Raw genomic sequence first — 14819 nt, forward strand, 5'->3', positions numbered from 1 at the left:
CGCGATCGCTCGCGCCGGGTTTTCTCATGCATGTGGATCCGACCCGTTACTGCTTGGTCTCCAGGTTCGTGCCCAGCGTATCCTTGACGAAGATCATGCCGATGACGAGCGACATCGCCGCGATTATCACGGGATACCAGAGGCCATAATAGATGTCGCCCCTGTAGGCACTGAGCGCGAACACCGTCGCCGGCAGCAACCCGCCGAACCAGCCATTGCCGATATGGTAGGGCAGCGACATGCCGGTGTAGCGGATGCGGGTCGGGAACATCTCGACCAGGATGGCCGCGATCGGACCGTAGACCATGGTCACGAACAGGACGAGGACGAACAGGATGGCGATCGTCATAGGCCAGTTCACGGCCGCAGGGTCGGCGAACATGGCGAAGGCACCGCCGCCGGGTATGTTGTAGACGGTGACCTCAGGCGCACCGGCAGCCTCGTCGGCGGTCAAAAGCTTGTCCTTGATAGCCTGATCGGTAGGAACCGTCGCCTTCTCGCCGGCGCGGATGGCGGCGGCGTCGAGCTTCAGTTCGGGATTGGCAGCGACAAACGCGTCGAGCTTCTGGTCCGGTATCTTGATCGCAGCACGCTTCAGCGGATATCCGCCGTCCTGCAGCGACATGTTGACGGCCTTGACGAAGGCGGCCTCCTTGGCCTTGGCCTGGTCGCCCGCGGCGACAGCATCGTAGGATGCCACCGTTTCATTGCCGATCTTGACCGAAGCAGCCGTACCGGGTGCCGCCGTGGAAACGACGTCATAGGGCACCGAGTTCTTGGTCAGGAACGAGGTCGCGATGTCGCAAGACGTCGTGAACTTGGCGGTGCCCACCGGATTGAACTGGAACCTGCAGTCGCCGGGTGCCGCGGTCACCGTCGCGCGGGTGCTCTGCTGTGCCTCGGCAAGGGCCGGATTGGCGGCCCACGTCAATGCCTTGAACAGCGGGAAGGTGCAGACGATCGCCAGTGCGAGCCCGGCCATGATGATCGGTTTGCGGCCGATCTTGTCGGAGAGCCAGCCGAACACGACGAAGAAGATGGAGCCCAGCGCAAGCGCGATGGCGATCATGATGTTGACCGACTGTGCGTCCAGCTTCAACACGTTCTGGAGGAAGAACAGGGCGTAGAACTGGCCGTTATACCAGACCACGGCCTGGCCAGCCGTAAGGCCGAGCAGTGCCAGCAGCGCGATCTTGGCGTTCTTCCACTGGCCGAAGGCTTCCGAGAGCGGTGCCTTGGAACCCTTGCCCTCTTCCTTCATGCGCTGGAAGGTGGGGGATTCGGAAAGCGACAGCCGGATCCAGATGGAAATGCCGAGCAACAGGAACGATACGATGAAAGGAACGCGCCAGCCCCAGGCGGCATAGGTTTCCTTGCTCATCGAGCCCTGGACGATCAGGATGACGATCAGCGACAGGAACAGGCCGAGTGTGGCGGTCGTCTGGATCCACGACGTATAGTAGCCGCGCCGGTCGTCCGGCGCATGCTCGGCGACATAGGTGGCCGCGCCGCCATATTCGCCGCCCAGTGCCAAGCCCTGGAGCATGCGCAGGATGATCAGGATCACCGGAGCCGCGATGCCGAGGCTCGCATAACCAGGCAGCAAGCCCACCAGGAAGGTCGACAGGCCCATGATCGTCATGGTGACGAGGAAGGTATATTTACGGCCGACAAGGTCGCCGATGCGGCCGAACAGCAAAGCGCCGAACGGACGGACGAGGAAGCCGGCGGCGAAAGCCAGCAGCGCGAAAATATTGCGCGTCGCTTCCGGAATGGTCGGGCTGAAAAAGGTCGAACCAATAAAGGCCGCGAGCGATCCGTAGAGATAAAAATCGTACCATTCGAAAACGGTGCCGAGCGAAGAAGCGAAGATGACTTTCTTCTCTTCTCGCGTCATGCCGCGGCTCTTTCCGCTGGCGGTCGATGCGATAGCCATTGAGATGCTCCTCCCGTGAGACCCTTGTGCTCGATGCAGCGCCCCTGCGTTCGCATTTCTCTCCGAACGCAGACTCGCGGCAGCAATCACGGGAAAAATGACAGAAAGCGCCTGCCAACGGCAGATGACTTTGGGATTATGACTTTGGTATTAGGTGCGGTGCGGTGGCCGGTCAGCCTTCGAGCGCCTCGATAAGACCGACGGCAGCCATCATGTCGCGCTTACGGGCGGAGCGGCGCGCGACAGCCTCCGCATCCTGTCCCCAATGCTCGATCTGCCAATCCTCGTCGACATGGCCGGCAGTCCAGGCCGCCTCACCGCCGAGTTCGCCGAAATCCACGGCCAACGCCAGCAGCGCCGAACCGGTCAGCGAGGTCATGACGTGGATCGCTGCCAGGCGCAGCGGCTCGGCGCGCTGGGCAAGATGCGCACCCAGCACAGCAATGGTTTCGCGCGGTTGATCGACGTGAATGATGCCCTCGGCAAGGTTGAAGCGAGCGCCGAGTGCTGCCTGCGCCCAGTCGAGGACAGGATCCCACAGCTCGTTCTGCCGCTCGACCAAGCCTTGTGGTGCGTCGGCGCGATAACAGAGCAGATCCGACGAGGCAAAGCGCAGTATGTCCTCCAGCACCGCCTGCGGATCGCTGGCGACGCCGTCGAGCGCGGTGTTGACGAGACGCATCACCGGCATCGACACCGGATCGATGGTCTCGCCCTGGGCGGCGAATTCATCGGCGACCAGCGATGCCGCCTTCTCGGTCGGCAGCGTCAGCAGCGCCTTGCCCGGCGTGCGCACCGGTTTGCCGTCGAGATGGACGGCAAAGCCATCATCGGCCGGCGCGACCGAAACGATCTTGTAAAAACGCTTCGGCAGCGGCTTCTTCATCTGGATCTGGGCGCGGCGCACCGGATCGGGGTCGGAGAGCAGTTTCCCCGCCTCGAGATCGCTGAGGATATCGCGCATGTCAGCCTCCTTCGGCCGTCTGCTGGCGCGGCGGCCTGTTGACGATGACCAGACCGGCGGCAATGAGACCAAGTGCCAGAAAAATGCGTATGGTCAGCGGCTCGTTCAAGAACAGGGCGCCGCACAGCACGCCGAAGACCGGCGACAGGAACGTGAAACTCGACAGGCTGGAGGCGGGATAGCGCCGCAGCAGCCAGAACCACAACACATAGGTGAAGGCGACGACATAGAGCGCCTGGAAAAGCAGGGCCAAAGTCGGCAACAGCGTGGGATCGCGCACGGAGGGGCCGGCCAGAGGCAACACCAGGACGCCGACGATCGCAGCGCCGGAGAGTTGATAGAGCAGCAGCTTTTCGGCGCTCGTCTCGACCAGCTTCGAGCGCTTGATGAGAATATTGGTCAAGGCCCAGACGAATCCGGAGCCAAGGCTCAGCAGATCGCCGAACAGCATGTCCCCGCTGCCGCCGAGCTTGTCGGAAAAGACCGCGGCGAGGCCGGCAAAGGCAAGCAGAAGGCCAAGGGATTTGCGCAGGCTGATCGGCTCGCCGAGCAGGAAATGCCCTCCCAGCAGCATCCAGAACGGCATGGTGTTGACCAGCAGCGTGTTGCGGGCGACCGTGGTGTGCTCCAGCCCGACATAAAGGCAGAGGAACTCGATGCCGAAGAGCACGCCGACTGCAATGCCCGCGAGCAATGTCCCGTCCCTCTTGAAAAGCGAAATGCCGCGCCAGCGGCACCAGAGGAAGACGCAGAGCCCGCCGATAACCGAGCGCGCGATCGACAGGAAAACCGGATCATAGCCGGCATAGGAGATCTTGGCGGCGACATAATTCAGGCCCCAGGAGAACGTCAGGCCGACCATTATGGCGGCGGCCGCCATGTCGACCGCATCGCGACGGTCGAGCGCATCGGCAGCGCCGCTCATGGTCAATCCTCCGCACTGGCGTCGTCGAAGCCGATCAGGTTCCAGCTCTGGCGCATATGCGGCGGCATAGGCGCGGTGACGTCGATGAAACCCTGGTCCGGATGCGGGATGACGATGCGGCGCGCGTGCAGATGCAGGCGATTCTGCATCCCACCCGGAAAATCCCAGTTGGTGTCGGCCTCGAAATATTTGGGATCGCCGATGATGGGACAACCGATATGGGCGGCATGAACGCGCAATTGATGGGTGCGGCCGGTATAGGGCTCCATCTCCAGCCAGGTCAGCGCCTGCGCCGCCTGCTCGATGATGCGATAGTAGGATACGGCATGGTCGGCGCCCTTTTCGCCGTGCTTGGCAATGCGCACCCGATCGCCATCCGGCGTGGCTTCCTTGATCAGCCAGGTCGATATCTTATCCTCGCGCTTGGGCGGCACGCCCTTGACCAAAGCCCAGTAGGTCTTCTTGGTCTCGCGGGCGCGAAACGCCTCGGAGAGCTTCATCGCCGCCAGCCGGGTGCGGGCGACGACCAGCACGCCAGACGTGTCGCGATCGAGCCGGTGCACCAGCCGCGGCTTCTCGCCCTTCTGGTTGCGCCAGGCTTCCAACATGTCGTCGACGTTACGGGTGACGCCCGAGCCGCCCTGCACGGCAAGGCCAGCCGGCTTGTTGAAGACGAAAACCTTCGGATCCTCATGGATCAGCATCTTTGCCAGGACTTCGGCATCGCCCTGGTTGCGGATCGAATGGCCGGTCAGCGGGCTGTCGCCCTTCTTGTCCACTTCCAGCGGTGGAATGCGCACCGTCTGGCCAGGCTCGACACGGGTGTCGGCCTTGACGCGGCCGCCGTCGACGCGGATCTGCCCGGACCGAAGCAGCTTCTGCAGATGACCAAAGCCAAGGCCCGGGAAATGGGTCTTGAACCAGCGGTCGAGCCGCATGCCCGCCTCGCCGGCCTCCACCGTGATCTGTTCAACGCCTGCCATATTGTTTTCGCTTACCCGGTTCCTGGCAGGCCCAAGCCTGCTCTCGGCGCGGCAATAGCATTAAGGCAGGCTTCTTGCGAGCCAAAGACCCAAAAACAGGGCAATGATGGCGCCAATCACGCTGGCCAGCGCATATCCAAACGCCGGCAAGGTGGCTCCCCGCTCCCACAAGGTCGCGAAATCGAGCGAAAAGGCGGAAAACGTCGTGAAGCCGCCTAAGATGCCGGTGGCAACAAACAGCCTGAGTTCGTTAGACCCGCCGCGGCGCGCCAGGGCGGCGATGAACAGGCCCATCGCGAACGAACCGACGATGTTGATCGCCATCGTGCCCCAGGGATAGTTGGGACCGACAAGGCGCAGCGAGCCCATATTGGTCAGATGGCGAACGCCGGCGCCAATGCCGCCGCCGGCGGCCACGAGAAGCAGATTGAACATCGCCGTATACTGTCCCCGACTATTCATACCTATCCGGCGCGCCGGCTACGTTCGAAAACTTGCCAGCTCAGGTAGTTTCTGCTTTTTTCGGCTTGGTCGAGCCGATCATCTTCCAGTTCTTGTAGAACATCGAATTGATCCTCTCGACACTCACCGAGACGATGGCGAGAAGGCCGGCGATAAGCCTGGGGACCGGGGACGGCCTGATAATGTCCATGAATACGCAGTAGCGACGACCGTCATACTCGTTGACCGAGCGATGCAGCAGCGTGTCGTCGAAAATGAACAGCGGATTGTCGTACCAATAGTTCTTGACGTTGCCGCATTCGACGAAGATCTCTGACTTCACCGGAATGAGGTTGTAGAGGATGCGGAGGCTGAGCCGCAGCGGTCCGAAGTGCCAGGAGGTCGATTCGCGTTTGCTGAAGACCGAGACGGCAATCGTCTTGATGTATTTGAAATCCTTGTTGAACTCGGCGACGTTGTCTATCCTGTGCTTGCCATACCATTGGTAGACATACATGCCGCGCCGGCCGGCGCCGAAATTGGCGTCGATGTCGGCGATGATTTCGGCCTTGCGCGCCTTGAAGACATCCAAGACCTCGTTGACTTCGCGCTGATAATCCTGCGGGAACTGCTCCAGCTTCCACACGCCCGGATTTCTGTAGCACAGGAGGTCGACCAGCAGGTTGAATGGCGAAAGCAGCCAGGTGAAGAGGCCATTGCCCAGGAAATAGCCGCTGAACAGGGACAGATTCTTGCGGTCGTTGCGCAGCACGTCGATCAGGCCGCAAACCACGAAAATCGTCGTGAGGATCGGAATGAAATAGAAGCCAAGGGCAAGGAGCGGGATGGCAATGGCGAATTTGCGAAGGGTCTTGCGAAGGGTTTTTGTCATTTTTCCACGCGCCGAGCGCGATCCTGTTGCGAATGAATAGTGCCAAATTCACGACAACGACCACCGCCCGGCCGTGCGCCTTGATAAGGTCTTTTGGGTTGCCGCACAACGGCCACGGCATCGTGGCCCGGCTGACTGCCTTGCCGAGACCTCGAACTGTCGCGGGGTCAGGATGTCGACCGTTACCTGCTCTTCCTCCGGCCGGCTCGGAAGCTGCGGCATTGGCATCGATATAATCGTGGCCGCGAGCAGCGCGTGCAGAAGAACCGACGTGGAAATACCCCAGGTGAAGCCTCGTTTCGGACCGCAACCGCCACCGGCCGTCGCAAGCCTGCTATTCCCGCTCTTTGCGCAGCTTTGCCCAGTAGTCGAGCCGTTTCCTGATATCGCGCTCGAAACCGCGTTCGGGTGGGTCGTAGAAGGTCTGGCGGCCCATCTTTTCCGGAAAATAGTCCTGGCCGGAAAACGCGTCCGGTTCGTCATGATCATAGCGGTAGCCGGCACCGTAATCTTCGTCCTTCATCAACTTTGTCGGCGCGTTGAGGATGTGCTTGGGCGGCAGCAGCGAGCCGTGCTCCTTGGCGGCACGCGTGGCGGCTTTGAAGGCGGTGTAGACCGCGTTGGATTTGGGCGCCGTGGCGAGATAGACGGTGGCCTCGGCGAAGGCGAGTTCGCCCTCGGGCGAACCCAGATAATCGTAGGCGTCCTTGGCCGCGTTGGCGACAACCAATGCCTGGGGATCGGCCAGCCCGATGTCCTCCATCGCCATGCGCACCAGCCGCCGGCCGAGATAGAGCGGATCCTCGCCAGCGTCGAACATGCGCGCGAGGTAGTAGAGCGCGGCATCGGGATCGGAGCCGCGCACGGATTTGTGCAGCGCCGAGATCAAATTGTAATGACCGTCCTGGCCCTTGTCGTAGATCGGCGCCCGACGCTGGATGATGCGCTGCAAGCCTTCGGGACCGAACACTTCGCCTGGTTTGGCGGCGCGCCAAACTTCTTCCGCCAGCGTCAGCGAGGCCCGGCCATCGCCGTCGCTCATGCGGATGAGCATCGCTCGCGCCTCATCATCGAGCGGCAGCGCCCTGCCCTCCGTCTCTTCGGCCCTGGCCAGAAGCTTTGCGATGCTTTCCTCGCCAAGCGAATGGAAAACCAGCACGCGCGCACGCGACAGCAGAGCTGCATTGAGCTCGAAGGACGGATTTTCGGTGGTAGCGCCGACGAGCACGACGGTGCCGTCTTCCATGACTGGAAGGAAGCCGTCCTGCTGGGCGCGGTTGAAGCGGTGGATCTCGTCGACGAACAGCAGGGTCTGGCGGCCATTGGCGCGGCGCAGCTTGGCCGCCTCGAACACTTTCTTCAGCTCGGCTACGCCGGAGAAAACCGCCGAAATCTGCTCGAAGGCAAGGCTGGTTTCACCGGCAAGCAGGCGCGCCACCGTGGTCTTGCCGGTGCCGGGCGGCCCCCAGAAAATCATGGAGCCGAGCGAACCGGAATTAATCAGCCGGGTCAGTGCGCCATCGGGGCCGGTCAGATGCTCCTGGCCGACGACCTCGCCAAGGTTTTTCGGGCGCAGCCTGTCTGCCAGCGGCCGGCCTGGCGGCGCCTTTTCCGGTTCATCGACACTGAACAGATCGGCCATGCACTTCTTTTTGGGTTTGGAGCGCGATCTCTTCAGCGATCGAGCTCAGTAACGCAACACCTGGCGCAGTATCTGCCCGCCGCGCTCGACGGTAAAGCGCCACCAGCGCGTATCCTGCTGGGAAGCCTGCGCCAGCGTCGCCGCCGTATCGATTGTCGTGCCGTTGACCTCGCGCACGATGTCGCCCGGCTGGAAGCCGAAATCGGCGGCCGGCGAATCGCGATTGATGTCGACCACGGTGACGCCCTTGATGTCGGTGCGCAGGCCGAGCTTCTGAGCCAGCCGCGGCGATAATTCCGCAACCTTGGCGCCCGAGAAGGGGCTGCGGCCATGCAGCGTCACCTCCGAGGGTTTTGCACCCTCGGGCGCGCGTTCCAGGGCGATGTCCATCGCCGCCTGCTGGCCTTTGGTCAGCACCGCGAAATTGGCCTTTGTACCGATCGACAGCGTCGCCATGCGATAGTCCAGTGCCTCGATGCTCTCGACCGGCTTGCCGTTGATCTGCAGGACGACATCGCCAGGCTTCAATCCGGCCTTGCCGGCCGGTCCGGACGCGTCAACGGACGAGACCAGCGCGCCGGCAGGCTTTTCCATGCCGAGCGATTCAGCGATCTGCGGCGTCACCGCTTCGAACTCGGCCCCGATGTAAGGCCGCTCGAAGAAATCGAGACCGGCCTTGGCGGCATCGGCGAAAGCGCGCACCATATTGGCAGGAATGGCAAAGCCGATGCCGATCGAGCCGCCGCTGCGGCTGAAGATGGCGGTGTTGATGCCGACCAGCTGGCCGCCCATGTTGATCAGCGCGCCGCCGGAATTGCCGGGATTGATGGCAGCGTCCGTCTGGATGAAATAACCCGAATCCGAAACGCCTATATGGCTGCGGGCAAGTGCGGAAACGATGCCGCTCGTGGTGGTCTGCCCGACACCGAAAGGATTGCCGATGGCCAGCACCAGGTCACCGACTTCGAGCGCATCGGAATCGCCGATGGCGATGACCGGGAATGGCTTGTCGGATTCGATCTTGAGCACGGCAAGATCGAGCGTCTCGTCCTTGAGCATCACCTTGCTGGTGAATTCGCGCCCGTCGGCGGTCGCGACCTTCACCTCGTCGGCATTCTTGATGACGTGGAAATTGGTGACGATGACGCCGCTCGGATCGACAAGCACGCCCGAGCCCAGGGAGGACTGCGCGCGCGGCTGCGCGCGACCGAAGAATTCTTCGAAGAACGGATCGCCTTCGAAGGGCGAAACGACCTTGGCCGTTTGCGAGGCATAGACATTGACCACGGCCGGCGCCGTCTGCTTGACCAATGGCGCGAACGACAACTGCACCTCCTCACGGCCGAACGGCACGCGCTTGTCGGGGCCCGAGGTGGCGTTTTCGCCCTCGACGCCGTGCAGCAGGTCGGTGAGCACGTCGGAGAGGCCCGGATCGGCTTTGGGGGCATCCTCGGCCAATGCCTGCCGGACTGTCGGCGTGGTTGCGAACGCCATAAAGGCGCAGAGCAGAACCAGGGACAGTCTTTTAGCGCGCATTGCGAATCCTCCGTGCGAGTTGGGGCGCATTGTCCCGACGAATGTGCAAAATGAAAGGCTAAGGCGATTAAATCGAATTATTTTGACGCAGGAGCAGCCGAGGCGGCCAGAATATGAAAAAGGGGCCCGCAGGCCCCTTAAATCATTTGAAAAGCGAAGCCTTAAGCGGCTGCGGCTTCCGCATCGGTGCCTTCGGCTTCGAGGCGGGCGCGGTCGCCGGCGCCCTTGGCCTCCGTGTCGCGGTCTACGAATTCGATGACCGCCATCGCGGCATTGTCACCGTGGCGGAAGCCCGCCTTCATGATGCGCAGATAGCCGCCGTTGCGGGTGGCGTAGCGCGGCGCGATGGTGTCGAATAGGCGCTTGACGACGCCTTCATTGCCGATCTGCGCGATCACCTGGCGGCGGGCGTGCAGGTCGCCGCGCTTGCCGAGCGTCACCAGCTTCTCGACGATCGGACGCAGGTCCTTCGCCTTGGGCAAGGTGGTGACGATCTGCTCGTGTTCGAGCAGCGACACGGCAAGGTTGGCAAACATCGACTTGCGATGGCTTATGCTGCGGGCGAACCGGCGGCCTTTAAATCCATGGCGCATGGCTCTTCTCCTTCATTCCGGGTTCGAGAAGCTCCTCGGAGCCTCAATATTGATCTTCGTAACGCTTGGCGAGGTCTTCGATGTTTTCCGGCGGCCAGTCCGGCACTTCCATACCGAGGTGCAGGCCCATCGCCGCGAGGACTTCCTTGATCTCGTTCAGCGACTTGCGGCCGAAGTTCGGGGTACGCAGCATCTCGGCTTCGGTCTTCTGGATGAGATCGCCGATATAGACGATGTTGTCGTTCTTCAGGCAGTTGGCCGAACGCACCGAAAGCTCGAGTTCGTCGACCTTCTTGAGCAGCGCCGGGTTGAAGGCAAGCTCGGTGACGGCTTCGGTGGCGACTTCCTTCTGCGGCTCGTCGAAATTGACGAACAGGCCAAGCTGGTCCTGCAGGATGCGGGCGGCGAAAGCCACCGCGTCCTCGCCCGAGATCGAACCGTCGGTCTCGATGGTCATGGTCAGCTTGTCGTAGTCGAGAACCTGGCCCTCACGGGTGTTCTCGACCTTGTAGGAGACCTTCTTGACCGGCGAATAGAGGCTGTCGACCGGGATCAGGCCGATCGGTGCATCCTCGGCGCGGTTGCGGTCGGCCGGCACGTAACCCTTGCCGGTATCGACAGTGAATTCCATACGGATTTCAGCGCCCTCGTCCAGCGTGCAGATGACGTGATCCGGATTGAGGATCTCGACGTCGCCCACCGTCTGGATGTCGCCGGCGAGAACCGCACCCGGGCCCTGCTTGCGCACAACCATGCGCTTGGGGCCGTCGCCTTCCATGCGGATGGCGATTTCCTTGATGTTGAGGACGATGTCGGTCACGTCCTCGCGCACGCCGGCGATGGACGAGAATTCATGCAGGACGCCGTCGATCTGTACGGCGGTGACTGCCGCGCCGCGCAGCGAGGACAGAAGCACGCGACGCAACGCGTTGCCGAGCGTGAGGCCGAAGCCGCGTTCGAGCGGCTCGGCCACCAGCGTGGTCAGCGTCTTCTTCTTCGACGAGAACTCGATCTTGTTCGGCTTGATCAGTTCCTGCCAATTTTTCTGGATCATGATGCTTTCCTTCCGTTGACCCGCCACCATCCAATCGTGGCGGGCGACCTGGAAAACCGCGGAGGAACGCTTCTGGCGTTCACGCGGCGTTCGGTAATTCCTTAGACGCGACGCTTCTTGCGCGGACGGCAGCCATTGTGCGGGATCGGGGTCACATCACGGATCGAGGTGATGGTGAAGCCAGCCGCCTGCAGGGCGCGCAGCGCCGATTCACGGCCGGAGCCGGGTCCGCAGACCTCGACCTCGAGCATGCGCATGCCGTGTTCCTGGGCCTTCTTGGCAACATCCTCGGCAGCCATCTGGGCGGCGAAGGGGGTCGACTTGCGCGAACCCTTGAAGCCCTGGGCTCCGGCCGACGACCAGGCGATCGAATTGCCCTGCGCGTCGGTAATGGTGATCATGGTGTTGTTGAAGGTCGAATTGACGTGGGCAACGCCCGACGAGATGTTCTTGCGTTCGCGACGGCGAACACGAGCGGCTTCCTTGGCCATGGTATTCCTTTCAGTTGATCTCTACACCGCCGTAATGCCAGCGGCTCCACCTTGGTAAGGGAGTGGGGAATAGGGCAGTAAGGGAGTAGGGAAAGTGCGACCCGATTGCCGGGCATTCCCTACTGCCTTACTCCCCTACTCCCTTACTGCCCTAAATTACTTCTTCTTGCCGGCGATCGACTTGGCCGGGCCCTTGCGGGTGCGTGCATTGGTGTGCGTGCGCTGGCCGCGAACCGGCAGCGAGCGACGGTGACGCAGGCCGCGGTAGCAGCCGAGGTCCATGAGCCGCTTGATGTTCATCGACACTTCGCGGCGCAGGTCGCCCTCGACCTGATAGTCGCGGTCGATCGTCTCGCGGATCTGCAGCACTTCCGCGTCGGTCAGCTGGTTGACGCGGCGCTCGGCCGGGATGCCGACCTTGTCGACGATTTCCTGGGCGAACTTCTTGCCGATGCCGTGAATGTACTGAAGCGCGATGACAACGCGCTTGTTGGTCGGAATGTTGACGCCGGCTATACGAGCCATGTTCTTCTCATCTCCATATGGGCCGGCCACCTTCAAAACAAGGTAGGCCCGGCGCTGTCTGCGTTGCCCCGCGTCCGGTGGAGGCCGGCCCTTGCGGGAGTTTCCTGGTCAAAAACGGCTGCCCCGCCCTTGCGGGCAAGCAAACTCCATGCCTGACAGGAAGACGGGCCGCCATACCCCAGCGGACCGCTTCAGTCAAGCACAATCGCTATTTGGCCGAGGCGGCCTCTTTCACCGTCGCCGCGAGCACGGCTTCGATCTCCGACGTCACGGCATCGATACCAGCCATGCCGTCCACGCTCTTCAGCCGGCGCTTGGCATAATAATAGCCGATCAGCGGAGCGGTCTTCTTGTAATATTCCCGCAGGCGCTCCTCGAACACCGCCGGATTGTCGTCCTTGCGCACCGGCTGACCGGCTGCCTTGGCCTCATCGGCTCGCTTGACGATACGGCCGACCAGCGCCTTGTCGTCGACGACAAGCTCGATGACGGTGTCGAGCGCAATGCCACGTTCGTCAAGCATCGATTCAACCGCATCAGCCTGCACCAGCGTACGCGGGTAGCCGTCGAGGATGAAACCATTGGCGCAATCGGGCTGGTCAATGCGCTCGGCCACGATGGCGTTGACGATGGCATCCGAGACCAGCTCGCCGGCATCCATGACCGCCTTGGCGCGCTTGCCGACTTCGGTACCGGCCTGGACCGCGGCGCGCAGCATGTCGCCCGTGGAAAGCTGGGGGATGCCGTGTCTCTCTACCAGTCTTTGTGCTTGTGTCCCCTTGCCCGCTCCTGGCGGCCCAAGCAAAATCAACCTCATCTGGCTTTCTTCCCCCCGCGCAGCTTCGACTTCTTGATCAGGCCTTCATATTGGTGCGCGATCAGGTGGCCCTGAATCTGCGCAACCGTGTCGAGCGTGACACTGACCACGATCAGAAGCGATGTGCCACCAAGGTAGAATGGTACGCCAGTCGCCGAGATCAGGAACTCCGGCAGCAGACAGACCAGCACCAGATAGATGGCACCGACGACAGTGATGCGGGTAAGAACGTAGTCGATATAGTCGGCGGTGCGCTCGCCCGGACGGTAGCCGGGGATGAAGCCGGAGTGCTTCTTGAGCTGGTCGGCGGTGTCCTTCGGGTTAAAGACGATCGCGGTGTAGAAGAAGGCGAAGAACACGATCATCGCCGCGTAGAACAACATATAGAGCGGCTGGCCATGGCCGAGCGAGGCCAGGATGGTGCTGGCCCAGGCCGGCATGTTCGTGGTCTGCGAGAAGCCGGCGACGGTGGCCGGCAGCAAGAGCAGCGACGAAGCGAAGATCGGCGGGATGACGCCCGACGTGTTGAGCTTGAGCGGCAGGTGGGAAGTGTCGCCCTGGAACATGCGATTGCCGACCTGACGCTTCGGATACTGGATCAGCAGACGCCGCTGGGCGCGCTCGAAGAAGACGATGAGCGCGATGACGACGATGGCCAGCACGATGATCGCCAGGATCAGGCCGGTCGACAGCGCTCCGGTGCGGCCGAGCTCCAGCGTGCCGGAGATGGCATGCGGCAGGCCGGCGACGATGCCTGAAAAGATGATCAGCGAAATGCCGTTGCCGATGCCGCGCGCGGTGATCTGCTCGCCGAGCCACATCAGGAACATGGTGCCGCCGACCAGCGTGACGACGGTCGAGATGCGGAAGAACATGCCGGGATCGCTGACGATGCCGTTGCCGCCTTCAAGCCCGACCGAAATACCATAGGCCTGCACCAGCGCCAGGAGCACCGTGCCGTAGCGCGTGTACTGGTTGATGACCTTGCGGCCCTGCTCGCCTTCCTTCTTCAGCGCTTCCAGCGACGGGATGACCGAGGTCATCAGCTGCATGATGATGGAAGCGGAAATGTAAGGCATGATGCCGAGCGCGAAGATCGCCATGCGTTGCACGGCGCCGCCGGCGAACATGTTGAACATGCCCAGCACGCCCTTGCTCTGCGAAGAGAAGGCCTGCGCGAAGGCATCGGGATTGATGCCGGGAAGCGGGATGTAGGTGCCGAGACGGTAGACGAGCAGCGCGCCGACGGTGAACCAGATTCGTTTCTTCAGGTCCTCCGCTTTGGCGAAGGCTGAGAAATTCAGATTCGAGGCTAGTTGTTCAGCAGCCGAAGCCATGCCCGATTCTCCGCTTGGTCACGCTTGATGGCCCTAAGGTCAGGCGGCGCGTGTCACCGAAGCTCACGAGATAAGCTCCGGACTGTAAACATGCAAGCGGCCGCGTTGACGCGGCCGCCATATTGAACAGGTCGAAGCGCGATCGAAAGCAAAACCGGATCCGGCCTTGCCGAGCGCGCTTCAAATTGCTGTTACTCGGCGGCCGCCTCTTGCGGCAGCTTGACCGAACCGCCGGCCTTTTCGATCTTCTCGATCGCGGCCTTGGAGGCCCCGGCGACGTCAAAGGCGAGCTTCGCCTTGATATCGCCGTCCGACAGCACGCGCACGCCGTCCTTCACGCGACGGATGACGCCGGCGGCGACCAGCGCCTCGGCCGTCACGGTCGCCTTCGCATCGAGCTTCTTGGCGTCTACAGCGGCCTGGATACGGGCCAGCGAGACGACGGTGAAGCTCTTGGCGAAGATGTTGTTGAAGCCACGCTTCGGCAGGCGCCGATAGAGCGGCATCTGGCCACCCTCGAAGCCGTTGACGGCGACGCCGGAGCGCGCCTTCTGGCCCTTGACGCCGCGACCGGCAGTCTTGCCGGAACCGGAGCCGATGCCGCGGCCGAGACGCTTCTTCGAATGCGTCGCGCCGTCCTTGTCACGCAGATCGTTGAGTTTCATCTTGCTTCTCCTGCGCCT

At 62.3% G+C, this 14819-nt stretch carries 15 protein-coding genes; all 15 read right to left on the bottom strand.

Features of this window, described 5'->3' with window-relative positions:
- Positions 1 to 46: 46 nt before the first annotated feature.
- Entirely contained in the window at positions 47 to 1936 is a 1890-nt protein-coding gene (locus FJ972_RS18465; RefSeq protein WP_140525514.1) for an MFS transporter, read from the bottom strand.
- 172 nt (positions 1937 to 2108) lie between these two features.
- The gene (locus FJ972_RS18470) at positions 2109 to 2900 is read right to left on the bottom strand and encodes an ATP12 family chaperone protein (RefSeq protein WP_140525515.1); all 792 of its coding nucleotides are present in this window, start codon (positions 2898 to 2900) and stop codon (positions 2109 to 2111) included.
- A 1-nt stretch (position 2901) separates the two neighbouring features.
- Entirely contained in the window at positions 2902 to 3825 is a 924-nt protein-coding gene (locus tag FJ972_RS18475; protein WP_140525516.1) for a DMT family transporter, read from the bottom strand.
- Positions 3826 to 3827: 2 nt separating this feature from the next.
- Positions 3828 to 4808 (bottom strand): RluA family pseudouridine synthase, encoded by a 981-nt coding sequence (locus tag FJ972_RS18480; protein WP_140515445.1) that lies wholly within the window; start codon positions 4806 to 4808, stop codon positions 3828 to 3830.
- Between the two features lie 60 nt (positions 4809 to 4868).
- Positions 4869 to 5243: a fluoride efflux transporter CrcB gene (crcB, locus tag FJ972_RS18485; RefSeq protein ID WP_140515446.1), complete on the bottom strand. Its 375-nt coding sequence runs from the start codon at positions 5241 to 5243 to the stop codon at positions 4869 to 4871.
- 67 nt (positions 5244 to 5310) lie between these two features.
- On the bottom strand, positions 5311 to 6141 hold the full coding sequence (locus FJ972_RS18490) for an aspartyl/asparaginyl beta-hydroxylase domain-containing protein (RefSeq protein ID WP_140525517.1): 831 nt from the start codon (positions 6139 to 6141) through the stop codon (positions 5311 to 5313).
- Between the two features lie 334 nt (positions 6142 to 6475).
- Positions 6476 to 7783 (bottom strand): replication-associated recombination protein A, encoded by a 1308-nt coding sequence (locus tag FJ972_RS18495; RefSeq protein WP_140525518.1) that lies wholly within the window; start codon positions 7781 to 7783, stop codon positions 6476 to 6478.
- Positions 7784 to 7828: 45 nt separating this feature from the next.
- A complete protein-coding gene (locus tag FJ972_RS18500) occupies positions 7829 to 9319 on the bottom strand; it encodes a DegQ family serine endoprotease (RefSeq protein ID WP_140525519.1) in 1491 nt (496 codons plus the stop codon).
- Between the two features lie 161 nt (positions 9320 to 9480).
- Entirely contained in the window at positions 9481 to 9912 is a 432-nt protein-coding gene (rplQ, locus tag FJ972_RS18505) for a 50S ribosomal protein L17 (RefSeq protein ID WP_140501279.1), read from the bottom strand.
- Between the two features lie 43 nt (positions 9913 to 9955).
- Positions 9956 to 10966, bottom strand: coding sequence for a DNA-directed RNA polymerase subunit alpha (locus tag FJ972_RS18510; protein WP_023682599.1), 1011 nt, complete (start codon positions 10964 to 10966; stop codon positions 9956 to 9958).
- 101 nt (positions 10967 to 11067) lie between these two features.
- Positions 11068 to 11457, bottom strand: a complete 390-nt coding sequence (rpsK, locus tag FJ972_RS18515) for a 30S ribosomal protein S11 (RefSeq protein WP_006205444.1) — start codon at positions 11455 to 11457, stop codon at positions 11068 to 11070.
- 156 nt (positions 11458 to 11613) lie between these two features.
- The gene (rpsM, locus tag FJ972_RS18520) at positions 11614 to 11982 is read right to left on the bottom strand and encodes a 30S ribosomal protein S13 (protein ID WP_006205445.1); all 369 of its coding nucleotides are present in this window, start codon (positions 11980 to 11982) and stop codon (positions 11614 to 11616) included.
- A 208-nt stretch (positions 11983 to 12190) separates the two neighbouring features.
- Positions 12191 to 12799 carry an adenylate kinase gene (locus FJ972_RS18525; protein ID WP_140501277.1) on the bottom strand — a complete coding sequence of 203 codons (609 nt, stop codon included), beginning with the start codon at positions 12797 to 12799 and terminating at the stop codon, positions 12191 to 12193.
- Positions 12796 to 14136: a preprotein translocase subunit SecY gene (gene secY, locus FJ972_RS18530; RefSeq protein WP_140501275.1), complete on the bottom strand. Its 1341-nt coding sequence runs from the start codon at positions 14134 to 14136 to the stop codon at positions 12796 to 12798. Before secY ends, FJ972_RS18525 begins: the two co-directional genes overlap by 4 nt.
- A gap of 191 nt (positions 14137 to 14327) precedes the next feature.
- On the bottom strand, positions 14328 to 14801 hold the full coding sequence (gene rplO, locus FJ972_RS18535) for a 50S ribosomal protein L15 (RefSeq protein WP_140525520.1): 474 nt from the start codon (positions 14799 to 14801) through the stop codon (positions 14328 to 14330).
- Between the last annotated feature and the right edge of the window lie 18 nt (positions 14802 to 14819).

Origin of the sequence: Mesorhizobium sp. B2-1-1, assembly GCF_006442975.2 — a bacterium.
Taxonomy (GTDB): Bacteria; Pseudomonadota; Alphaproteobacteria; order Rhizobiales; family Rhizobiaceae; genus Mesorhizobium.

Excerpts from the sequence above, each read along its gene's own strand:
- FJ972_RS18465 (WP_140525514.1), bottom strand. The coding sequence starts at position 1,936 with ATGGCTATCGCATCGACCGCCAGCGGAAAGAGCCGCGGCATGACGCGA.
- FJ972_RS18470 (WP_140525515.1), bottom strand. The coding sequence starts at position 2,900 with ATGCGCGATATCCTCAGCGATCTCGAGGCGGGGAAACTGCTCTCCGAC.
- FJ972_RS18475 (WP_140525516.1), bottom strand. The coding sequence starts at position 3,825 with ATGAGCGGCGCTGCCGATGCGCTCGACCGTCGCGATGCGGTCGACATG.
- FJ972_RS18480 (WP_140515445.1), bottom strand. The coding sequence starts at position 4,808 with ATGGCAGGCGTTGAACAGATCACGGTGGAGGCCGGCGAGGCGGGCATG.
- crcB (WP_140515446.1), bottom strand. The coding sequence starts at position 5,243 with ATGTTCAATCTGCTTCTCGTGGCCGCCGGCGGCGGCATTGGCGCCGGC.
- FJ972_RS18490 (WP_140525517.1), bottom strand. The coding sequence starts at position 6,141 with ATGACAAAAACCCTTCGCAAGACCCTTCGCAAATTCGCCATTGCCATC.
- FJ972_RS18495 (WP_140525518.1), bottom strand. The coding sequence starts at position 7,783 with ATGGCCGATCTGTTCAGTGTCGATGAACCGGAAAAGGCGCCGCCAGGC.
- FJ972_RS18500 (WP_140525519.1), bottom strand. The coding sequence starts at position 9,319 with ATGCGCGCTAAAAGACTGTCCCTGGTTCTGCTCTGCGCCTTTATGGCG.
- rplQ (WP_140501279.1), bottom strand. The coding sequence starts at position 9,912 with ATGCGCCATGGATTTAAAGGCCGCCGGTTCGCCCGCAGCATAAGCCAT.
- FJ972_RS18510 (WP_023682599.1), bottom strand. The coding sequence starts at position 10,966 with ATGATCCAGAAAAATTGGCAGGAACTGATCAAGCCGAACAAGATCGAG.
- rpsK (WP_006205444.1), bottom strand. The coding sequence starts at position 11,457 with ATGGCCAAGGAAGCCGCTCGTGTTCGCCGTCGCGAACGCAAGAACATC.
- rpsM (WP_006205445.1), bottom strand. The coding sequence starts at position 11,982 with ATGGCTCGTATAGCCGGCGTCAACATTCCGACCAACAAGCGCGTTGTC.
- FJ972_RS18525 (WP_140501277.1), bottom strand. The coding sequence starts at position 12,799 with ATGAGGTTGATTTTGCTTGGGCCGCCAGGAGCGGGCAAGGGGACACAA.
- secY (WP_140501275.1), bottom strand. The coding sequence starts at position 14,136 with ATGGCTTCGGCTGCTGAACAACTAGCCTCGAATCTGAATTTCTCAGCC.
- rplO (WP_140525520.1), bottom strand. The coding sequence starts at position 14,801 with ATGAAACTCAACGATCTGCGTGACAAGGACGGCGCGACGCATTCGAAG.